This window comes from Massilia atriviolacea, from assembly GCF_003953935.1.
Classification (GTDB): domain Bacteria; phylum Pseudomonadota; class Gammaproteobacteria; order Burkholderiales; family Burkholderiaceae_D; genus Telluria_A; species Telluria_A atriviolacea.
Genome location: NZ_RXLQ01000002.1, coordinates 300,664 through 325,072 on the forward strand (window position 1 = coordinate 300,664; position 24,409 = coordinate 325,072).

Annotated in this window: 3 protein-coding genes; all 3 read left to right on the plus strand. The window is 70.0% G+C overall.

Annotated features, from left to right (window positions below; translation table 11 throughout):
- Window positions 1–2 precede the first annotated feature (2 nt).
- The 3 genes from EJB06_RS04380 to EJB06_RS04390 are packed head-to-tail and all read left to right on the plus strand — an operon-like array spanning window position 3 to window position 24,384.
- On the plus strand, window positions 3–21,035 hold the full coding sequence (locus EJB06_RS04380; RefSeq protein WP_126072767.1) for a non-ribosomal peptide synthase/polyketide synthase: 21,033 nt from the start codon (window positions 3–5) through the stop codon (window positions 21,033–21,035).
- Window positions 21,032–22,624, plus strand: a complete 1,593-nt coding sequence (locus tag EJB06_RS04385) for an MBL fold metallo-hydrolase (protein ID WP_126072768.1) — start codon at window positions 21,032–21,034, stop codon at window positions 22,622–22,624. The genes EJB06_RS04380 and EJB06_RS04385 overlap by 4 nt, the downstream gene beginning before the upstream one ends.
- Window positions 22,621–24,384 carry an ABC transporter ATP-binding protein gene (locus EJB06_RS04390; RefSeq protein WP_126072769.1) on the plus strand — a complete coding sequence of 588 codons (1,764 nt, stop codon included), beginning with the start codon at window positions 22,621–22,623 and terminating at the stop codon, window positions 24,382–24,384. The genes EJB06_RS04385 and EJB06_RS04390 overlap by 4 nt, the downstream gene beginning before the upstream one ends.
- The last annotated feature ends 25 nt before the right edge of the window (window positions 24,385–24,409 follow it).

The window sequence follows — 24,409 nt, forward strand, 5'->3', positions numbered from 1 at the left end:
AAATGACCAACCCATCATTGGAAAACCTGGATCCATCCGAGAGGGAAGCGCTGCTGGCCCGCGCGCGCGCCGCCAAACTCCAGCGCAAGGGTTCCACCCAGCGCGCCCCGATCGAGGTGCGCGCAACGCCCGGCGGCGCCTGGCCGCTGTCGTTCGCCCAGCAACGCCTGTGGTTCATCGCCCAGATGGGACAGGACGCGAGCGTGGCTTACCACATTCCGGGGGCCCTGGCGCTCGACGGGCAGCTCGACGACGACGCGCTCGACGCCGCGCTGGACCGCATCGTGCAGCGCCACGAAGCGCTGCGCACCGGCTTCGCGCTGGTCGACGGCCGCGCGCAGCAGTGCATCGCGCCGCACGGACGCTTCGCGCTGGAGCGGCACGACATCAGCGCGGACGACCCGCATGCGCGCCAGGCGGCCATTGCCCACTGGAGCGCGCACGAAGCGGCCGCCCCGTTCGACCTGGGACGCGCGCCCCTGATCCGCGCCCGCCTGCTGCGCCTCGGCCAGCGCGAGCACATTCTGCTGTTGACCTTGCACCACATCGTCTCCGACGGCTGGTCGATGGGCGTGCTGATGCGCGAACTGGGCGAGCTGTATCGCGCCTATGCCGACCAAGGCGTGGCGCATTGGGAGGACCCGCTGCCGCCGCTGCCGGTGCAGTATGCCGACTACACCCTGTGGCAGCGCCAGTGGCTCGATGGCGCCGTGCAGAAGCAGCAACTGGCCTACTGGCGCGCGCAACTGGCCGGCGCCCCCGAACTGCTGACGCTGCCGACCGACCGGCCGCGTCCCGCAGTGCAGGACTACAGCGGCCGCAGCATCGGCTTCGAGCTCGATGCGGATCTGAGCGCCGCGCTCAAGGCGCTAGCGCATAAACACGGTAGCACCCTGTATATGACCCTGCTGGCGGCATGGAGCGCCCTGTGCGCGCGCCTGGCCGGCCAGGACGAGGTGGTCATCGGCTCGCCGGTCGCCAACCGCACCCGGGTCGAGCTGGAACCGCTGATCGGCTTTTTTGTCAATACGCTGTCGCTGCGCATCGACGTGAGCGCCAATCCGAGCGTGAGCGAGTTGCTGGCCCAGGTGCGCGAAACCGTGCTGCAGGCGCAAAGCCACCAGGATGTGCCGTTCGAGCAGGTGGTCGAAGCGCTCAATCCGCAGCGCACCCTGGCGCACAGCCCGATCTTTCAATTGATGTTCGCCTGGCAGAACACCCCGCGCGAAGCGCTGGAGCTTGGCCAGATCGCCTTGCGCGAACTCGAATTCGACCACCACAGCGCCAAGTTCGACCTCGCGCTGGACATGCAGGAGGCGGACGGGCGCATCGTCGGCCGCCTGGGTTTCGCGACCGCCCTGTTCGAGCGCGCCACCATGGAACGCCATGCCGCCTACCTGAAGGCCCTGCTGGAGGGCATGGTGCGCGACGACAGCCAGCCGGTGGCGTCGATTCCCATCCTAGGCCAGGCCGAACGGCGCCAGGTGCTGGTCGACTGGAACGCTACCGGGCGCGATTATGGCGACGCCTTTGCCCATGAACTGTTCGAGCGGCGGGCCGCGCAGGCGCCGGATGCGATCGCCCTGGAAGCCGATGGCGCTTCGCTCACCTACCAGGCGCTCAACGAGCAGGCCAACCAGCTGGCGCACTATCTGGTCTCGCTCGGCGTGCGCCCGGATACGCGCGTGGCGATCGCGCTCGAACGCGGCATGCCGCTGGTGCTGGCCATGCTCGCCACCCTGAAGGCCGGCGGCGCCTACGTGCCGCTCGACCCGCACTACCCGTCCGACCGCCTTGCCTTCATGCTCGACGACAGCCGTCCCAAGGTGGTGCTCACGCAGGCGTCGCTGCAGGAGCGCCTGCCGGCCTGCCGCGCCCTGATGACGGCTGCCGTGCTGGAACTCGATGCCGCGCACGCGCCGTGGGCAATCCAGCCGGCCAGCAATCCGAAACGCACCGCCACCGCGCTGGCGCCATCGCATCTGGCGTATGTGATCTACACCTCGGGCTCGACCGGCAAGCCGAAAGGCGTGATGGTCGAACACCGCAACCTGGCCAACCTGGTCGGCTGGCACGCCGACGCCTTTCCGCTGATGGCGGGCGAACGCGCTTCGAGCACCGCGGGGATCGCCTTCGACGCCTGCACCTGGGAAGTCTGGCCGCCGCTGTGCATGGGCGCCGCGCTGGCCCTGGCGCCGGCCGGCGCCAGCGGCGATCCGCTGGCACTGCTGGACTGGTGGGAACGGCAGCAGCTGCACTGCAGCTTCCTGGTGACGGCGCTTGCCGACATCGCCGTCCAGCGCGAGGCCGGCGCGGCAAAGCCGCTCAGGACCCTGCTGGTCGGCGGCGACCGCCTGGGCAAGGTACCCGCGGCCGGCCTTGGGTTCGACCTGGTCAACAATTACGGACCGACCGAAGCGACGGTGGTGGCGACGTCGGGCCGCATCCGTGCCGGCGACGCCGTGGTCCACATCGGCCGTCCGATCGCCAACACCAGCATCTATCTGCTCGATCGGTACGGCCAGCCGGTCCCGGTGGGCGTGACGGGCGAAATCCACATCGGCGGCGCCAGCGTGGCGCGCGGCTACCTGAACCAGCCGCAGTTGACGCAGGAACGCTTTCTTCCCGACCCGTTTGCGCAGATCCCGCACGCCCGCATGTACAGGAGCGGCGACCTGGCGCGCTGGCTGGCCGACGGCACCATCGAATTCCTGGGCCGGAACGATCACCAGGTCAAGATCCGTGGCCTGCGCATCGAACTGGGCGAGATCGAAGCGCATCTGCGCCGCCAGAACGGCGTGCGCGAAGCGCTGGTGCTGGCGCGCGAGGACAGTCCCGGCGACCGGCGCCTGGTCGCCTACCTGGCCGGCGATGTCGACACCGGCGCCGTGCGCGAAGCGCTGGCGCGCGAACTGCCCGAGTACATGGTGCCCGCCGCCTGCGTCGTGCTCGACGCCATGCCGCTCACCGCCAACGGAAAGCTGGACCGCAAGGCGCTGCCCGCCCCGGAAGGCGCGGCCTACGCCCAGCGCTCGTACCAGGCGCCGCAAGGGGCCACCGAGACGGCGCTGGCCGCGATCTGGGCCGAGCTGCTGCAGCGCGACCGGGTCGGCCGGCACGACCACTTCTTCGAACTCGGCGGCCACTCGCTGCTGGCCGTGCAGCTGATGGAACGCATGCGCCGCATGCATCTTGGCGCCGACATCCGCACCCTGTTCGCGCAACCGACGCTGGCCGCGCTGGCGCAGGCGGTGGAGCAGGCCGCCGGCACCGGCGGCGGCGAAGTGGCCGTGCCGCCGAATGCCATTCCGGCCGGCTGCAACGAGATTACCCCCGCCATGCTGCCGCTGGTAACGCTGGACCAGCGCCAGATCGCGCGCATCGCCAGCGCCGTGCCGGGCGGGATGCCGGCCATCCAGGATATCTACCCGCTGGCGCCGCTTCAGGAAGGCATCCTGTTCCACCATCTGCTGCAGGCCGAGGGTGACCCCTACCTGTCGTCGGCCACCCTGGCCTTCGACTCGTGCGCGCGCATGGAGGGCTTTGTCGCCGCGCTGCAGCAGGTGATCGACCGCCATGACGTGCTGCGCAGCGCCATCCTGTGGGAAGGCTTGAGCGAACCGGTGCAAGTGGTCTGGCGCCAGGCGCGCTTCGTGGTCGACACCCCGGCACTGCCAGCGGGCGACACGGTCGCCCAACTGTGCGCCCTGGCCGATCCGCGCCACGTGCGCCTGGACGTGCGCACGGCGCCGCTGCTGCGCGGCTTCAGCGCCTTCGACGACAGGAGCGGGCGCTGGCTGCTGCAACTGCTGCTGCACCATATGATCCTCGACCACACGACCCTGGACGTCATGTTCCAGGAGATCGCGGCGATCCAGGGCGGCCGGGCAGGCGAGCTGCCCGAGCCGGTCCCGTTCCGCAATTTCGTGGCGCAGGCGCGCCTGGAGGGCAGGGCGCGCGAGCACGAAGCCTTTTTCCGCCAGATGCTGGGCGACGTCGACCAGGCCACCGTGCCCTACGGCCTGGCCGACGTCAAGGGCGATGGCAGCAAGGTCGAAGAAGTCCAGCGCCGCCTGACGCCGGTGCTGTCGCAGCGCATCCGCCGGCAGGCGCGGGCCGCCGGAGTCAGCGCGGCCAGCCTGTTTCACTGGGCCTGGGCCAGGGTCGTCGCCCAGGGGAGCGGGCGCGACGACGTCATCTTCGGCACCGTGCTGTTCGGCCGCATGCAGGGCGGCGCCGGCGCCGACCGCGCCATGGGCCTGTTCATCAATACCCTGCCGCTGCGGGTGCGCCTGGGCGCGGCCAGCGTGCAGGACGAACTGCGCGCCATTCACGAGACCCTGCTGCAACTGGTGCGCCACGAGCACGCGCCGCTGTCGCTGGCACAGCGCTGCAGCGCCCTGCCGGCCGGCCAGCCGCTGTTTTCGGCGCTGCTGAACTTCCGCCATAGCGCCGGCCGCGACGACCAGGCAGATGGCGGCTGGGACGAAGGCATCGAGGTGCTGTCGGCCCAGGAGCGCACCAATTATCCATTCGGCCTGTCGGTCGACGACCTGGGGCAGGACTTCCTGCTGACGCTCCAGGTGGCAGCGCCGGTCGAGGCGCGCCAGATCTGCGACGACGTACGGCGCGAACTGGAAGCGCTGGCCGACGCGCTCGACAAGAACGAGCGCACCCCTGTCGCCGCCGTCAACGGCGCGGCGCCATGGAGCGACGCCGTGCGCAGCTTCGCGCAGCCATTCTGCATTCACGAACAGTTCGAACAGCAGGTCGAGCGCACGCCGCACGCCATCGCCGTGCGCCATGGCGACGCCGAACTCAGTTACGGCCACCTGAACGCGCTGGCCAACCAGCTTGCGCATCACCTGCGCGCGCTCGGCGTGCGGCCGGACGACCGTGTCGCCATCTGCGTGCAGCGCGACCACAGCATGCTGGTCGCCATCCTGGCCGTGCTCAAGGCCGGCGGCGCGTATGTGCCGCTCGACCCGGCCTATCCGGCCGCGCGCCTGGCGCACATGCTGCACGACAGCGCGCCGAAGGTGCTCATCACCCACGAAGGCACCCTGCAGGCGGTGGAGCACGCCGTGCCGGTGCTCGACCTCTCGCAAAGCCAGCCTGCCTGGGCGCACAACGCCACGAGCAACCCGCGCGCGGACGAGGTCGGGCTGCGGCCGCACCACATGGCCTACATTATCTACACCTCGGGTTCGACCGGCCTGCCGAAGGGCGTGATGGTGGAACACGCCAACGTCGGGCGCCTGTTTGCCGCCACCGCCGACTGGTTCGGCTTCGGCCCGGACGATGTCTGGACCATGTTCCATTCCTACGCCTTCGACTTTTCGGTATGGGAGATGTGGGGCGCCCTGCTGCATGGCGGCCGCGTGGTGCTGGTGCCGCAGGCGATCGCGCGCTCGCCGGACGACTTTTACCGGCTGGTGTGCGAGCAAGGCGTGACGGTCCTGAACCAGACTCCCGGCGCCTTCCGCCGCTTCATCGCCAGCCAGGAGGCGAGCGAGGCAACCCACAGCCTGCGCTATGTCGTGTTCGGCGGCGAGGCGCTGCAACCGGCCATGCTCGCGCCGTGGTACGCCCGCAATGGCGAACGCACGCGCCTGGTCAATATGTACGGCATCACCGAAACGACCGTGCACGTGACCTACCGCGCGCTCACCCCGGCCGATGCGCAGGGCAGCGGCAGCCCGATCGGCATGCCGATTCCCGACCTGGCCGTGCACATCCTCGATACGCAGGGCCGCCCGGCGCCGCTCGGCGTGGTCGGCGAAATGCATGTCGGCGGCGCCGGCGTGGCGCGCGGCTACCTGAACCGGCCCGAGCTGACCGCCGAACGCTTCATCGACGACCCGTTCCAGCCCGGCGTCGGCAAGCGCCTGTACCGCAGCGGCGACCTTGGCCGGCGCCTGCGCGACGGATCGATCGAATTCATGGGCCGTAACGATGCCCAGGTCAAGGTGCGGGGCTTTCGCATCGAGCTGGGCGAAATCGAGGCGCGCCTGCTGCACCTGCCCGCCGTGCGCGAAGCGGTGGTGCTGGCCATCGACGACGCCCAGGGCGACAAGCGCCTGGCCGCTTACGTCGTCCCGCGCGACGGCGCGGCGCAGGGCGACCCGATGGCGCTGCGCGCGGCGCTGGCGCAGCTGCTGCCGGACTATATGGTACCGGCCTGCATCGTCTGCCTGGACAGCCTGCCGCTGACCGCGCACGGGAAACTCGACCGCGCCGCGCTGCCGGCGCCCGACGCAGCGCGCAGCCAGGCCGGCTATACGGCCCCGCGCAACGCCGCCGAAGAATGCATCGCGTCGATCTGGGCCGACGTGCTGGGGATCGACAAGGTCGGCGTGCACGATAACTTCTTTGCGCTGGGCGGCGACTCGATGCGCACCATTGCCATCGTGTCGAAAGCGCGCGAGCGGGGAATCGCACTCTCGATCGAGCACATTTTCAGCCACCTGAGCGTGGCCGGTGTCGCCGCCGCACTGGCGCGCGCCCAGCCCGACGCCGCCGCCCTCGCCACCACCCCCGCCGCCCCCGCCGCCATGGCGCTGTCGCCCGCCGATGCCGCGCTGCTGCCGGGCGACGTCGAAGACGCCTACGAGCTGACCTGCCTGCAACTGGGCATGGTCTTCCATAACCAGATGTCGGCCGACGGCAGCGTGTACCACGATGTCTTCAGCCATCACCTGCGCATCGCGGCTTGGCATGCCGGGACGTTTCAACAGGCGCTCGACGCGGTGGTGGCGCGCCACCCGGTCCTGCGCACCTCGTTCGACCTGCGTACCTACAGCGTCCCCCTGCAACTGGTGCACAGGGATGCGCGCATCGTGGCCGACATCAGCGACATCAGCGCCTTCGACGCGGCGCGGCAGGAAAGCCTGATCGGCGACTGGCTGCGCCGGGAGCGCGCTAACGGCTTTGCCCCGGGCCAGGCGCCGATGCTGCGCATCTTCCTCCATCGACGCGGCGACGACAGCGTCCAGCTCACGCTCAGCTTCCACCATGCGATCCTGGACGGCTGGAGCGTGGCATCCTTCGTCACCGAACTGTTCCAGGCATATCGAGCCTTGCAGGCGGGCGGGCGCATCGACGCCCCGGCGCTCGCCTGCAGCTTCCGGCAGGCCGTCGCCGCCGAACAGGCCATCCTCGGCTCGTCCTCCGCCGCTGCGTTCTGGAGCGACTACCTGGCCGGCCACACGGTCGCCAGCCTGCCGCCGCGCGACGCGGACCAGGATCCCGGCGCGTCGCGCACGGCCGCCGTCACGCTGCCGGAAGGCGTGACGGCGCGGCTGGACGCCCTGGCGCGCGAGCTGCACGTGCCCTTGCGTACGCTGCTGCTGGCCGCCCACGTGCGCGTCATGGCGCTGTTCTCTGGCGAGAGCGACGTGCTGACAGGGATGGTCTCGCATGCGCGTCCGGCCGAACAGGATGGCGACAAGGTGCTCGGCCTGTACCTGAACACGCTGCCCCTGCGCCAGGCGATCGCGCCGGGCAGCTGGAAGGACCTGATCGTGGCCACCTTCAAGTCGGAACTGGCGGTGATGCCGTACCGCGCCTATCCGTACGCCCGCATCATGCAGGAAAACGGGCGCCGCGCCCTGTTCGACACGGCCTTCAACTTCGTCAATTTTTACGTCTATGACGGCCTGCGCAATGTGCAGTCGCTCGAGTTCCTGGAAGGCCAGGCGTTCGAGGCCACCAACCACGCGCTGACCTTCAATGCGGCCCAGGAAGGCGACAGGCTGACCTTGTCGCTGCAACGCGACCCGGCGCGGCTGTCGGCGCGCCAGGGGGCACGCATCGCCGCGGCCTACCAGGCGGCCCTGGTGACGATGGCGCGCGAGCCGGACGCCGACCATGTGCTGGCCGGCCTGCTCGACGCGGCCGAGCGCGAGCAGGTGCTGCGCGGCTGGAACGACACCGCGCGCGACTATCGCCTGGACCTGTGCATCCACGAACTGATCGAAGCGCAGGTGCGCAGGTCTCCGCTGGCGGTGGCGCTGGAAGCCGGCGGCACGCGCCTGAGCTACGCCGCATTGAATCAAGAGGCCAACCGGCTTGCCGCCCATCTGCGCATGCTTGGCGTGGGTCCGGAGCGGCGCGTCGCGCTGTGCCTGGAACGCGGCGTCGCCATGGTGGTGGGGCTGCTGGCCGTGCTCAAGGCCGGCGGCGCCTATGTGCCGCTCGACCCGGCCTATCCGCCGGAGCGCCTCGCCTTCATGCTCGACGACTGCGCTCCGCTGGTGCTGCTGACCGACGCCGGCCTGGCGCGCCGCCTCAGCGTCGCGCCGGAGTTGCACGTGCTGCTGCTCGACGCCGTCAATCCGCCATGGCAGGCGCTCGCGGGCAGCGATGTCGCCGCAGCGGGCCTGAGTCCGGCCAGCCTGGCGTACGTGATCTACACCTCCGGTTCCACCGGCCAGCCCAAGGGCGTGATGAACGAGCACCTGGGCGTGGTCAACCGCCTGCTGTGGATGCAGGAAGCCTACCGCCTGGATGCGGCCGACGCGGTGCTGCAAAAGACGCCGTACAGCTTCGACGTGTCGGTATGGGAGTTCTTCTGGCCGCTGATGAGCGGTGCGCGCCTGGTGATGGCACGCCCGGACGGCCACAAAGACCCGGCCTACCTGGCCGATGCCATCGAACGGCATGGCATCACCACCGTGCACTTCGTGCCGTCGATGCTGCAGGCCTTCGTCGATAACGGCGCGGCCGCGCGCTGCACCGGCCTGACACGGGTCGTGTGCAGCGGCGAAGCCTTGCCCGGCGCACTGGCGCGGCGCATGCGGCAATGCCTGCCGGGCGCGCAGCTGTACAACCTGTACGGCCCGACCGAAGCCGCCGTCGACGTCACCGCCTGGCACTGCGCCGGCCCCGATCTGCCCGACAGCATCCCGCTCGGCCGGCCGATCGGCAACACCGCCATTTACCTGCTCGATCGCTACGGCCAGCCGGCGCCGATCGGCGTGCCCGGCGAAATCCACATCGGCGGCGTGCAGGTGGCGCGCGGTTACCAGAACCGCGAGGAACTCACGCGCGAGCGCTTCGTGCCCGATCCGTTCGCGGGCAAGCCGGGCGCGCGCATGTACAAGACCGGTGACCTGGGCCGCTGGCTGGCCGACGGCAGCGTCGAATTCCTCGGCCGCAACGATCACCAGGTCAAGATCCGCGGCCTGCGCATCGAACTTGGCGACATCGAAGCGCACCTCGCGCGCCAGGAAGGCGTGCGCGAAGCCGTGGTGCTGGCACGCGAGGACAGTCCGGGCGACAAGCGCCTGGTCGCCTACCTGGTCGGCCAGGTCGACACGCAGTCCGTGCGCGCCGCGCTGGCGCGCGAGCTGCCCGAGTACATGGTTCCCGCCGCCTGCGTCGTGCTCGACGCCTTGCCCCTGAGCGCCAACGGCAAGCTCGATCGCAAGGCGCTGCCGGCGCCGGAAGGCTCGGCGTATGCGCGGCGCACCTGGGAGGCGCCGCAAGGCCCGACCGAAACCGCGCTGGCCGGCATGTGGGCCGCCCTGCTGAAAGTGGAGCGGGTAGGGCGCAACGATCACTTCTTCGAACTGGGAGGCCACTCGCTGCTGGCCGTGCAGCTGATGGAACGCATGCGCCGCCAGGAGCTGTTTGCCGACATCCGCACCCTGTTTTCGCAACCGACCCTGGCCGCGCTGGCACAGGCGGTGGACCAGGCCGGGCAAGCGGGCCGGCGCGACGTGGTGGTGCCGCCCAACGGCATCCCGCCCGGCTGCACCGATATCACGCCGGCCATGCTGCCGCTGGTGGCATTGGACGCCGAACAGATCGCGCGCATCGTCGCCAGCGTCCCCGGTGGCGCCGCCAACGTGCAGGACATCTATCCGCTCGCGCCGCTGCAGGAAGGCATATTGTTCCATCACCTGCTGCAGAACAAGGGCGATGCCTATCTGCTGTCGGCCACCCTGTCGTTCGACGCGCGCGAACGGCTCGATGCCTTCACCGGCGCCTTGCAGCAGGTGCTCACGCGGCACGATGCGCTGCGCACCGCGCTGCTGTGGGAAGGCTTGCCCGAGCCGGTGCAGGTGGTCTGGCGCGAAGCGACGTTCACGGTCGACACACCGGTCCTGCCCGGCGTCGACACGCCGGCCGAGCTGCGCGCCCACGCCGATCCGCGCCACTTCCGCATCGACCTGCGGCGCGCCCCGCTGATGCACGGCTTTGCGGCCTTCGACGACAAGACCGGCTGCTGGCTGCTGCAGCTGCTGCTGCACCACGTGGTGACCGACCACACCACGCTCGACGTGCTGTTCGAGGAAATGGCGCTGATCCAGGCCGGACGCGCGCAGGACTTGCCGCTGCCGGTCCCGTTCCGCAATTTCGTGGCGCAGGCACGCCTGGGCGTGAGCGTGCAGGAACACGAACAATTCTTCCGCCGGATGCTGGGCGACGTCGACCAGCCGACCGCGCCCTTCGGCTTGCTGGACATGCAGGGCGACGGCTCCAACGTCGACGAGGCGCGCCTGCCGCTCGACCCGGCGCTGGCCCTGCGCCTGCGCGAGCATGCGCGCCGCCTTGGCGTGAGCGCCACCAGCCTGTTCCACCTCGCGTGGGCGCAGGTACTGGCGCGCACCAGCGGGCGCGATGACGTCGTCTTCGGCACCGCGCTGTTCGGCCGCATGCATGGCGGCAGCGGCGCCGACCGCGTCCTGGGCCTGTTCATGAACACGCTGCCGGTGCGCATCCGCCTTGACGACACCCCGCTCGAAGCGGCCGTGCGCGATACCCATGAACGCCTGGCGCAACTGCTGCATCACGAACATGCGCCGCTGTCGCTGGCCCAGCGCTGCAGCGGCATGGCGGCCTCGGTGCCGCTGTTCTCGGCCGGATTCAACTACCGTCACAGCCCGCCGGCCCAGCAGGTATGGGAAGGGATGGAGGTGCTGCACGGCGAGGAGTTGAGCAACTTCCCGCTGGTGTTGAAGGTGGACGACCATGGCGCGGCGTTTTCGCTCACGGCCAACGCGCAGCGTCCGATCGACCCGATGCGCGTGTGCCGCTACATGCACACGGCGCTCGACCATCTGGCCGATGCGCTCGACAATGCACCGGCCACCACCAGCTGCCAGCTGGACATCCTGCCCGCCGGGGAGCGCCGCCAGCTGCTCGACGGCTGGAACGGCGCCATTGTCGCACTCGACGCCGGCCGCTGCATCCATCAACTGTTCGAACAGCACGCGGCCAGTTCGCCCGACGCCGCCGCGCTGGTGGTGGACGGCAGCGCGCCGCTCAGCTACGCCGAGCTCAATGCCCGCGCCAACCGGCTCGCGCATCACCTGATCAAGTCGGGCCTGCGGCCGGACATGCGGGTCGCCATTGCGCTGCCGCGCGGGGCCGACATGATCGTCGCCTTGCTGGCCACGCTCAAGGCCGGCGCCGCCTACGTGCCGCTCGACCCGGGCTACCCGGCCGAGCGCCTGGCCTTCATGCTCGATGACAGCCGCCCGCGCGTCGTGCTGACCCACGCCGACCTGCAGGAGCGGCTGCCGGCCAGCCGCGCGCTGCTCACCGCCACCGTACTGGAACTGGACGACCCGGCCGCGCCATGGCAGGACAAACCGGCCACCAATCCCGATCCGGCCGCGCTGGGCCTGACCGATGCGCATCTGGCCTACGTGATCTACACCTCCGGTTCGACCGGCACGCCGAAGGGCGTGATGATGGAGCATGCCGCCCTGTGCAACCTGGCGCAGGCGCAGATCGACAGTTTCGGCGTGACCGCCCGCAGCCGCATCCTGCAATTTGCCTCGTTCAGTTTCGACGGCTGCATCTTCGAGGTCGTCATGGCGCTGTGCCACGGCGCCGCCCTGTACATGGTCGCCTCGGAGGTGCCGCTGGCCGGCGACGACCTGCTCGCCGTCGCCGACAGGCATGGCATCAGCCACGCCATCCTGCCGCCGGCCGTGCTGACGGCCTTGCCCGACGACGCGCGCATGGACTCGGTCACCACCCTGGTCATGGCCGGCGAAGCGCCCGGCCGGGCGCTGGTGCGGCGCTGGGCTGCCGGACGCACCCTGATCAACGGTTACGGTCCGACCGAAACCGCGGTGTGCGCCACGGTGTTCGTGTGCGATGCGCAGGATGCGGGCGAGCCGCCGATCGGCCAGCCGATCGGCAACAAGCGCATTTACCTGCTCGACGCCCATGGTGCGCCGGTGCCGCTGGGCGTGGCCGGCGAAATCCATATCGGCGGCGCCGGCATCGCGCGCGGCTACCTGAACCGCCGCGAATTGAGCGAGGAGCGCTTTGTCCCCGATCCGTTCGCCGGCACCGCGGGCGCGCGCATGTACCGCAGCGGCGACCTCGGACGGCGGCGCGCGGACGGCAACATCGAATTCGTCGGCCGGGTCGACCAGCAGGTCAAGGTGCGGGGCTTTCGCATCGAACTCGGTGAAATCGACACGGTGCTGCAGTCCGCGCCCGGTGTGCGCGATTGCGTGGTGCTGGCGCGCGAGGACCAGCCCGGCCAGCGGCGCCTGGTGGCGTATTTCAGCACGCCGGAACCGGAACTGTGCACGCCGGAGTCGCTGCGCCTGCACCTGGCCGGCCGCCTGCCGGAGTACATGGTGCCGGCGGCCTATGTCTGCCTGGACGCCTTGCCGCTCACGCCGAACGGCAAACTCGATCGGCGCGCCTTGCCGGCGCCGGAGGATGGTGCGTTCGGCACCCGTGCCTACGAGGCGCCGCAAGGCCCGGTGGAAGCGGCGCTGGCCGCGCTGTGGAGCGAACTGCTGCAAGTGGAACGGGTCGGCCGGCGCGACCACTTTTTCGAGCTCGGTGGCCATTCGCTGCTGGCGGTGCAGATGATCTCGCACCTGCGCCAGCGTCTCGGACTGGAGGCAGCGCTGTCGGACCTGTTTGCCCAGCCGCTGCTGCATGCGTTCGCGGCCCTGGCCCACAAGGCGCCGGCCCAGGGCTTGCCGCCATTGGCGGCTGGCCCGCGCCCACGCGACATTCCGGTCTCGTTCGCGCAGCAGCGCCTGTGGTTCATCGCCCAGATGGGCGAGGCCGCCAGCGCCGCCTACCACATCAGCGGCGGCATGCGCCTGCATGGCCGGCTCGACGAGCGCGCGCTGCGCTGCGCCCTGGACCGCATCGTGCAGCGCCACGAGGCGCTGCGCACCCATTTCGCGCTGGTCGACGGCGCGCCGGTGCAGCGCATCGCCGCCAGCACCGGCCTGCGCCTGGTGCGCCATGACCTCAGCGCCGAGGCGCAGCCGCAGGCGCTGGTCGACCATTGGAGCCGGGTGGAGGCGGGCAGCCCGCTCGACCTGGGCCATGGTCCGCTGATCCGCGCCCGCCTGCTGCGCCTGGGCGAGCAGGAACACGTTTTGCTGCTGACGCTGCACCATGTGGTGTCGGACGGCTGGTCGATGGGCGTGCTGGCGCGCGAACTGAGCGCCTTGTACAGCGCCTACGCGGTCGATGGGCTGGCCCCCGGTCTCGACCCGCTGCCGCCGCTGCCGGTGCAATATGCCGACTACGCGCTGTGGCAGCGCGGCTGGCTTAGCGCGGCGCCGGCCCGGGAGCAGCTCGACTACTGGAAGCGGCAACTGGCGGGCGCCCCGGCCCTGATCACCCTTCCCAGCGACCGCCCCCGGCCCGCGCTGCAGGACTACACGGGCCGCAGCCTGCCGTTCGCGATCGATGCCGCGCTGTGCACGGGCCTGAAGGCATTGTCGCGCAGGCACGGCACCACCTTGTATATGACCCTGCTGGCGGCATGGGCCGCGCTGGCCGCGCGCCTGGCCGGCCAGGACGACGTCGTCATCGGCTCGCCCGTGGCCAATCGCGGCCGGGTCGAACTCGAACCCATGATCGGCTTCTTCGTCAACACCGTGGCGCTGCGGCTCGATCTCAGCGACAGCCCGACGGTGGCCGGGCTGCTGGCCCAGGCCAGGCAGCGCGTGCTGGAAGCGCAAAGCAACCAGGACGTGCCGTTCGAGCAGGTGGTCGAGGTGCTCAATCCGGAGCGGGCGCTGAACTACAGCAGCATCTTCCAGTTGATGTTCGCGTGGCAGAACATGCCGCACGAGGCCGTGCAACTGGGCGAGCTGCGCCTGGAAGAACTGCCCGAGCGCACCGACCGCAGCACCGCGTTCGACCTGTCGCTGACCTTGCAGGAAAGCGGCGAGCGCATCGTGGGCACGATGGAATATGCGGCGGCGCTGTACGACCGCGCCACCATCGAACGGCACCTGGCGCGCCTGCGCACGGTCCTGCAAGGCATGGTGCGCGACGACAGCCAGGCGTTCGACCGCATCGACCTGCTGGACGCGGACGAGCGCCGGCAGCTGGAGGCGGCCTGGCGGCGCCTGCGCCAGCCGTATCCCGACAACGCCTGCATCCACCAGCTGTTCGAACAGCAGGTGGAACGCACCCCGCACGCGACCGCGGCCGAGCAGGAGGGCAGGGCAGTGAGCTACAGCGAACTCAATGCCCGCGCCAACCAGCTGGCGCACCACCTGCGCCAGCGCGGCGTGCAGCCGGACCAGCGCGTGGCCATCTGCGCGCCGCGCAGCTTGGAGATGCTGGCCGCCATTCTCGGCGTCCTGAAATCCGGCGCCGCGTATGTGCCGCTGGACCCGGCGTATCCGCAGGAGCGGATCGATTACATGCTGCGCGACAGCGCACCGGTGGCGCTGCTCACGCAGGACGATCTGGAAGCGCCATCCTGGCAGCACCAGCCGACCGCCAACCCGGAACCGGCGGCCATCGGCCTGGATCCATCGCACCTGGCGTACGTGATCTACACCTCCGGCTCGACCGGTGCGCCGAAAGGCGTGATGATCGAGCACCGTGGCCTGTGCAACCAGATCGCGGCGCTCGGGCGGCTGTACGGGCTCGGTCCCGCCGACCGCGTGCTGCAGTTTGCCGCGCCGAGCTTCGATATGTCGGTCGAGGAGATCTTCGGCGCCCTGCTCGGCGGCGCCACCCTGGTACTGGGTTCGCCGGCCTGGATTGCCGACGCCCGCCGCTGGTGCGAACTGGCTGAAGCGAATGCGCTGACCGTGGCCAACCTGCCGACCATGTTCTGGCAGCAGATTGCCCAGGCGCCGCACGTGGCGCTGCCGCCAACCCTGCGCCAGATCAGCATCGGCGGCGAAGGCGTGGCGGCCGCCGCGCTCGACGCATGGTGGGCCCGGCCCGGCCACCGTCCGCTGCTGGTCAATGCCTACGGCCCGACCGAGGCGACCATCAACGCCACCATCCTTGCCTGCCAGCCCGGCGCCAATCCGCGTTCGATCGGCAGCCCGGTGGCCAACACGCCTGTCTACCTGCTGGACCGCCATGGCCAGCCGGTGCCGCCTGGCGTCGCTGGCGAAATCCACATCGGCGGCGTGGGCGTGGCACGCGGTTACCTGAACCTGCCGCAGCTGACGCGGGAGCGCTTCGTCCCCGACCCGTTCGCGGGCGAGGCCGGCGCACGGATGTACCGCAGCGGTGACCTGGGGCGCTGGCTGGCCGACGGATCGCTGGAATACCTCGGCCGCAACGACCATCAGGTCAAGCTGCGCGGCTTTCGCATCGAGCTGGGAGAGATCGAGGCGCAACTGGCCCGCCAGGGCGGCGTTCGCCAGGCCGTGGTGCTGGCGCGCGAGGATGCGCCCGGCGACAAGCGCCTGGTGGCCTACGTGGCCGGCGAGGCCGACGCCTCGCTGCTGCGCACAGCCCTGGCGCAGGCGCTGCCGGACTACATGGTGCCGGCGGCTTTTGTCATGCTCGCTGCCATGCCGCTCACGCCGAACGGCAAGCTCGATCGGCGCGCGCTGCCGCCGCCGGACGGCAGCGCCTATGCGCAGCGTGCCTATGCGGCGCCGCAGGGCGAGACCGAAACCGCGCTGGCGCGGATCTGGGCCGAACTGCTGCACGTCGAGCGCGTCGGCCGCGACGACAACTTCTTCGAACTCGGTGGCCATTCGCTGCTGGCCGTGCAGCTGATGGAGCGCATGCGCCGGCGCCAGATGCCGGTCGATATCCGCACCCTGTTCCTGCGGCCGACGGTCGCCGCTCTGGCCGGCGCCACCGGCGCGGAGCCTGCGCGCGAGGTGGTGGTTCCGCCGAACCGCATTCCGTCCGGCTGCACCGCGATCACGCCCGACATGCTGCCGCTGGTCGCGCTCGACGCCGCGCAGATCGCGCGCATTACGGACACGGTCGCCGGCGGCGCCGCCAATGTGCAGGACATCTACCCGCTGGCACCGCTGCAGGAAGGTATCCTGTTCCACCACCTGCTGCAGGCCGAAGGCGACCTGTATCTGTCGTCGGCCACGCTGGCCTTCGATTCGCGCGAGCGGCTTGACGGTTTCGTGCGGGCGCTGGGGCAGGTGATTGCGCGCCATGACGCCCTGCGCACTTCCGTGCAATGGGAAGGCTTGCCGGAACCGGTGCAGGTGGTGTGGCGCGATGCGCCGTTCGTGCTGGAGACGCCCACGCTGGCGGCGGGCGACGTGGCCGCGATGCTGCGCGCCCACGCCGATCCGCGCAGCATGCGCATCGATCTGGGCCAGGCGCCGCTGTTGCGCGGCGTCGCCGCGCCCGATCCGGACCATGGACGCTGGCTGCTGCTCCTGCTCGAACATCACCTGGTCACCGATCACACCACGCTCGACCTGCTGTTCGAGGAAATGGCGATGATCGACGCCGGGCGCGCCGGCGAGCTGGCGGCGCCTGTCCCGTTCCGCAATTTCGTGGCCCAGGCGCGCCTGGGTGTGAGCCGCCAGGAGCACGAAGCCTTTTTCCGCACCATGCTGGGCGACGTCGACGCGCCGACGGCGCCGTTCGGCCTGTCCAACGTGCAGGGCGACGGCAGCACCGTGCACGAGGCGCGACAGGTGCTCGCGCCGGCGCTGTCGGATCGCATCAGGCGCCAGGCGCGCGCCCTCGGCGTCAGCGCCGCCAGCCTGTTCCACTGGGCCTGGGCCCAGGTGCTGGCGCACGCCACCGGCCGCGAGGACGTGGTCTTCGGCACCGTGCTGTTCGGCCGCATGCAGCCGGGCGCCGGTGCCGAACGCAGCATGGGCCTGTTCATCAACACACTGCCGCTACGCGTGCGCCTCGGCGAAGTGAGCGTGGAACAGGGGATCCGCCAGACCCACGCGCTGCTGGCGCAGCTGATGCGGCACGAGCACGCGCCGCTCGCGCTGGCGCAGCGCAGCAGCGCACTGACGGCCGGCACGCCCTTGTTTTCGGCACTGCTCAACTACCGCCACAGCGGCCAGCCAGCCAGCGACAGCGTCACCGGCCCCTGGGCGCAGGGCATCACGGTGCTGGCCGCGGAAGAACGCAGCAACTATCCGTTCTGCCTGTCCGTGGACGACCTGGGCGACGGCTTCGGCCTCAGTGCGCAGGTCGCCGAACCGGTCGATCCGCAGCGCGTGTGCGGCTACGTGGCGCAGGCGCTGGAAGGACTGGTCGTGGCGCTGGAGACGGCGCCGCAGCAGCCGGCACGCGACATTGCCATCCTCGGCGCGGACGAGCGCGAACGGCTGCTGGTGCGCTGGAACGACACGGCGCAGGCGTTCCCGGACGAGCTGTGCATCCATCAACTGTTCGAGCGCCAGGCGGCGCGCGCGCCGCAGGCGCCGGCGCTGGTGCAGCACGACCAGCGCCTGGATTACGCGCAGCTCAACGAGCGCGCCAACCGGCTGGCGCATCACTTGCGCAGCCTCGGGGTGCAGCCTGACGCGCGCGTGGCCATTTGCGCGCCGCGCAGCGTGGAGATGGTCGTCGCGATCCTGGCCGTGCTCAAGGCCGGCGCGGCCTACGTTCCGCTGGACCCGGCCTATCCGCGCGAACGGCTGGGCTACATGCTGCGCGACAGCGCGCCGCTGGCCTTGCTGACCATGGCCGGCATGCCGCTGCCGGCCGACGTACAGGTGCCGGTGCTGGAACTCGACGGCCAGTCCCAGCCCTGGCTGGAACAGCCGGCCGCCAATCCCGATCCGGCCGCGCTCGGGCTGACTCCGGCCAGCCTGGCGTACGTGATCTACACGTCCGGCTCCACCGGGCAGCCGAAAGGCGTGATGGTCGAGCATCGCGGCTTGTGCAACGTGGCGCAGGCGCAGGCCCGCGCGCTTGGCGTCGACCCGGCCAGCCGCGTGCTGCAATGCGCGTCCCCGGGTTTCGACGCCTGCGTGTTCGAGCTGCTCATGGCGCTGTGCCACGGCGCGGCCCTGTACCTGCCGGCGCCGGGCGCGCTGCTGGCTGGCCCGGTACTGGGCGAGGCCTTGGCCGCGCACGGCATCACCCATGTCACCCTGACGCCGGCGGTGCTGAACGGACTCGATGCGGGCGCCGGGCTGGCGGCGCTGCGCACCCTGGTGGTGGCGGGGGAGGCGTGCAGCCAGGCCCTGGTCGAGCGCTGGGCGCCGGGAAGGGTGTTCGTCAATGCCTACGGCCCGACCGAAACGACGATCTGGGCCACCTTCCAGCAGTGCGTGGCGGGCGCCCAGGCGGGCGCGCCGCCGATCGGGCGCCCGATCGCCAACACCGCGATCTACCTGCTGGACCGCCACGGCCAGCCGGTGCCCACCGGCGTCGCGGGCGAAATCTGCATCGGCGGCGTGGGCGTGGCGCGCGGCTACCTGCACCTGCCGCAGCTGAGCGCCGAGCGTTTCGTGCCCGACCCCTTCGCGGGCCGCGCCGGAGCGCGCATGTACCGGAGCGGCGACCTGGGCCGCTGGTCTGCCGGCGGCACGCTCGACTACCTGGGCCGTAACGACCATCAGGTCAAGCTGCGCGGCCTGCGCATCGAACTCGGCGAGATCGAAGCGCAGCTGCGCCGCCAGGATGGCGTGCGTGATGCGATTGTGCTGGCGCGTGAAGACCGCCCCGGCGACAGGCGCCTGGTGGCCTACGTCGTCGCAGGCGCCGCCACGCTCGATGCGCAGCGGGTGCGCGCAGCCCTGGCGCAGGTGCTGCCCGAGTTCATGGTGCCGGCCGCGATCGTGGTGCTGGACGCATTGCCGCTCACGCCGAACGGCAAGCTCGATCGTCAGGCCTTGCCCGCGCCGGAGGGGGCGGCCTACGCCCGCACTGCCTTCGCCCCCCCGCAGGGCGACGTGGAAACCGCGCTGGCCCGGATCTGGTCCGAGCTGCTCGGCGTCGACGCGGTCGGCCGCGAGGATGACTTCTTCGCGCTGGGCGGCCACTCGCTGCTGACCATCCAGATGGTCGAGCGCCTGCGCCAGCAGGGACTCCAGGTCGAGATGCGCAGCATTTTCGACAGCCCTGCGCTCAAGGAGATCGCCGCGCGCATCCGGCGTTCGGCGGCGCTGTCGCACCATCTGGTGCCGCTGCGCCTGGGCGGCGCGCGCCGCCCGCTGTTCTTCCTGCACGAGCCCACGGGGGAGGTGCTGTCGTACGAAAGGCTGTCGCGCCATTTCGGCGACGACATGCCGATCTACGGCGTGCAGGCCGGTCACGTCGACGCCGGCCAGCCAGTGCGCATGGAAACCCTGGCGCGCCGTTACCTGGACGTGATCCGCACGGTGCAGCCGCACGGCCCTTACCGGCTGGCCGGCTGGTCCGGCGGTGGCCTGATCGCCTACGAAATGGCGCACCAGCTGCTGGGCGAAGACGAATCGGTCGAATTCCTCGGCCTGATCGACAGCGGCCGCCCCGGGTACAAGGCGGCCGAAGCGATGCCGGATGAAGCGGCGATGCGCTGGGTGTTCCTGGAGGTGTACGCCAGCTATCTCGACACCAGCCTGGATATGCTGCGCGTGCGCGACCTGCAGGCATCGGGCAGCATCGAGGCGGCCGTCGCCACCTGCCGCGAACGCGGCTGGCTGCCTGCCGCCTTCACGACCGAGGAGTTGAGCTGGCGCTCGGCGCGCTTCGCGCAGCTGATCCAGGCCTGCGCCAACTATGTTCCGCAGCCGCTGCCGATCTCGGTGCACCTGTTCGCGGGCGAGCCGGCCGACGGCGCCGATCCGTCGATCGGCTGGCACGCGCTGCTGCGGCGCCACCTGCACCTGAACGTCATCGGGGGCGACCACAAGACCATCATGGAGGAGCCGTACATCGAAACGCTGGCGGCGCGCATCAAGCGCGTGCTGGCCGACGCCGAAGCGCTGCCGGCGCTGGCGGCGGTGGCGCCCGACAAGGCGGCCATCACCCTGCAGTCGGGCCGCAAGGGACACTCCCCGGTGTTCTGCGTGCCAGGCGCGGGCGCCAACGTCACCGCCTTCCTGCCGCTGGTGCATGCCCTCGGCGACGCCGAACCGGTGATCGGCTTGCAGGCACGGGGCCACGACGGCAGCTGCGTGCCGCATGCCACCGTGGAGGCGGCCGCGCGCGCCTACCTGCCCGAAGTGCGGGCGCACGCCGGCAGCGGGCCATACCGCCTGCTGGGCCACTCGTTCGGCGGCTGGATCGCGCTGGAACTGGCGCGCCTGCTGGTGCAGGCTGGCGAGACGGTGGCGCAGGTGGTACTGGTCGATTGCGAGCCGCCCGGGCCGGTACGCCATTCGGACCGCCTGCAAACCCTGACCCTGTTCATCGACCTGCTGGAGCTGGACCGTGGACAGGCGCTCGGCGTGGACCGTGCCAGGCTGGCTGGCCTGGACGAGGCGGGGCAACTGGCGTACCTGATGGAACGCCTGAGCGCAGCCGGAGTCCTGCCACCGCGCACGCCGGTCGACAAGCTGCAAGGCTTGCTGCGCGTGTTCGGCAGCCACCTCAATACCAGCTACCAGCCGGCGGCGCCGTATGCGGGCTCGCTCCTGCTGGTCAATGCCGACGTGGCCGAGACGGCCGGCTCGGCGCGCAGGGCGGCCATGTCGGCGCCGGAGAAGCTGGCGCGCTGGCAGCACCTGGCCGAGCGGGTCGAGGTGCAGATGCTCGACGGCAGCAACCACATGAACATCCTGAAGCAGCCCTTCGTCGACCTGCTGGCCGGCGCCGCGGCCGACGCGTGGGCGGCCGACGCCGACGTCATGCCGCTCAACCCATTCATCCACTCTTCTTCCAAAGCGAAACGCCAATGAAAACCCTGAAATCCCTCGCACCGAACGTTCGCAGCGTCCCGCTGGTCAATTCATGGTTCGCGCATCCGTATCTGGTCTCGCCCCTCACATTCGGCCTGTACACCAGGCACGCGCACCTGGCCATGCTCGAGTCGTTCATCGAAGACCCGGCCCAGCACCTGGAATCGGCGCTGATTCCGGAGCTGCTCGGCGGCCCCTTCATCAACTACGCGGACGACCCGGCCGACATGGCGCGTTTTCGCGAGCGCACCCTGGAGCGCTGCGCGCCGCAACTGCGCTGCGCCGACGCCATCGGCGCGATGTACCAGATGCTGCAAAACCAGGCCAAGGGCGCGGGCGTGCCCGGCCTGTACGCCCAGATCGACCCGCAGATCCGCAACGGCGTCGAGCTGTCCTACGATCTGTGCAAGCAGCCCAATGCGCGCTTCATCGAATCGGTGTTTTACGACAGCCCGCTGTACGACACCTCGCTGCAAACCTGCGTGCTCGAAAAAGCCAGCTACGAGCCGCGCACCTTTGTCCTCAGTACACCGCAGATCCGGCGCCGCGACAGCTCGGTCGAACTGCGCCTGCCGTTCGGCGATCCGCTCTGGAACCACCTGCACGGCGGCGCCCACGATGCGGCCGAACTGATGGACATGCTGCGCCCGCGCGTGGATGACCCGGCGCGCGACATGCCGCTGCTGGAAACCATGTTCAGCGAGCGCCGCGTCCCTGAGGGCCAGCGCGGCGGGCCGGCCGACACGGTGCGCATCCGTTACCTGGGCCACGCCTGCGTGCTGATGGAGTGCGGCGGCGTGAGCATCCTGATCGATCCCCTGATCAGCTATCCGGACGAGTCGCGCATCGACCATTTCACCTTCGACGACCTGCCCGAGCGGCTCGATTATGTGCTCATCACGCACCCGCACCAGGATCACATCGTCTTCGAAACCCTGCTGCGCCTGCGCAGCAAGGTCGATTGCGTGGTGGTGGGCCGTGCCGGCGGCGGCAACCTGCAGGATATTTCGCTCAAGCTGATGCTGCTGCGCTGCGGGTTCGGGCGGGTGGTGGAACTGGGCGAATACGAGACGCTTGAGTTCAAGGAAGGACGCATCGTCGGCGCGCCGTTCTACGGCGAACACGCCGATCTCGATATCCGCACCAAGCTCGCTTTCGGCATCGAGATGAACGGCGCGGCGTGCCTGTTCTTCGCCGACTCGAATCCGCCGGCGCCGGAATTCTACGAGCCGCTCAAGAAGATGATGCCGAAGATCGACTGCCTGTTCCTTGGCATGGAGTGCGTCGGCGCGCCGGCGACCTGGCTGTACGGCCCCCTGCTGCAGAAAATGCTGACCCGAGGCGAGGACCAGTCGCGCCGGCTCGATGGCTGCGACGCCGCCAAGGCCCTCAGGATGCAGGAATATTTCGATCCGAAGCGCCTGTTCATCTACGCCATGGGGGCCGAACCCTGGCTCACGCACATCACCAGCATCCTGTACTCGGAAGAGTCGACCCAGTTCAAGGAAGCGCGCATCGTCGAGAAGACCGTGCGCGGGCAGGGCAAGCAGGCCGATGTCCTGTTCGGCAAGATGGAACTGATGTTGTGAGCGGGGCCGCAACGTCCTACGGCCTGTTATGGCGGCTGCTGCGCGTCGCCCGGCCGTCCGTTGGCCAGCTGGGCGCCGCCGCGACCATGGCGCTGGTGTCGGCCGCCGGCACCTTGTGCTTTCCGCTGCTGGCCCGGCGCGTTGTGGACCAACTCGCGGCGGGCAAGACCGATGCGCTCAGTATCGGCCTGCTGGCGGCGATCCTGGTCGGCGCCGCGCTGGCGTCGGCGCTGTCGGCCTATTTGCTGGCGTGCGTCGGTCATGGGCTGGTGGCGCGCCTGCGCGCCATGCTGGTCGACAAGCTGCTCAAGCTGCCGGTGGCGGCCTTCGACCAGGACAGCACCGGCGAGCGTGTCAGCCGCGTGCTGAGCGACTGCGATGCCATTTCCGAGCTGGCCACCAAGCAGGCGGTGAACCTGCTCACCGGCGTGCTGCTGCTGAGCGGGTCGGTGGGGGTGCTGCTGATGCTCGACGTGCGCCTGACCCTGACCCTGCTCGGCTGCGTGGCGGGCGCCTTCTGCGTGGTCATTCCCCTGGCCCTGCTGCTCGAAGGGCTGGCGCGCAGTACCCAGGATCGTACGGCCAAGCTGGGCGGCATCCTGACCCACGTGTTTTCCGAAATACGCCTGGTCAAGGCGTTCACCGCCGAAGGGCGCGAGCGTGCGCGCAGCGCGGAAGAAATCGAGGAACTGCGGCGCCTTGGCCTGAAAGCGTCGAAAATCAATGCCGCGCTCGAGCCGGTCATCGGCCTGGCGCTGACGGCGGCGATCATCGTCATCCTGGTCTACGGGACCGGGCGGGTGAGCAGCGGGGCGATCAGCATCGGCACCCTGACCGCCTTCATCCTGTACATCTTCAATGTGGCCGCGCCGCTGATCCAGCTGACCAATTTCGCCGCCGAGCTGCAAAAGGCCAGGGGCGCATCGAGCCGCATCGGCGCACTGCTCGACGAGCGCGAGGAAGAGCAAGGCGCGGCGCGCGCCGCCTGCGACGCCCAGGATGGCACGCTGGAGTTCAGGGGAGTGTCGTTTGCCTATCCCGGCCAGGAGCGCCGCGTCCTCGACGGGCTCGATCTGGCGTTCCGGCCCGGGACGACGACGGCGCTGGTCGGGGCCAGCGGCAACGGCAAGACCACGATCCTGTCCCTGATCGAGCGCTTTTACCAGCCGTCGGAAGGCGAGCTGCTGTACGGCGGCGTGCCGATCGGGCAGCTCGGGCTGGCCGACTGGCGCGGCAAGATCGGCTATGTGGCTCAAGGCGCGCCGGTCATGCCCGGCAGCGTGCGCGCGAACATCACCTACGGCCTGCCTGGCCTGTATACCGACGCGATGGTGCTCGCCGCTGCCGACAAAGCCGGCGCGCTCGCCTTCATCGAGCAGATGCCGCAGGGACTGGACACGCTGCTGATCGAGCAGGGCAACAACCTGTCTGGCGGCCAACGGCAACGGATCGCCATCGCCCGCATGTTCCTGCGTAACCCGGCCATCCTGATCCTGGATGAGGCGACCTCGAACCTGGACAGCGAAACCGAGCACCAGGTCAAGACCGCGCTCGAAGCGCTGATGCAGGGGCGCACCAACATCGTGGTTGCGCATCGCCTGGCCACGGTCGTGCATGCGGACTGCATTTACTTTCTGGAGGGAGGAAAGGTATCGGGCGCCGGAAACCATCACGAATTGATCAGTTCTCATCCGTACTATGCGAGGCTGGTGGCGCGCCAGTTCCAGAACGTGTCGGAGCGGCCCGCGATGCACGGTTGACGGCACGCCGCTCCCGACATGAAAA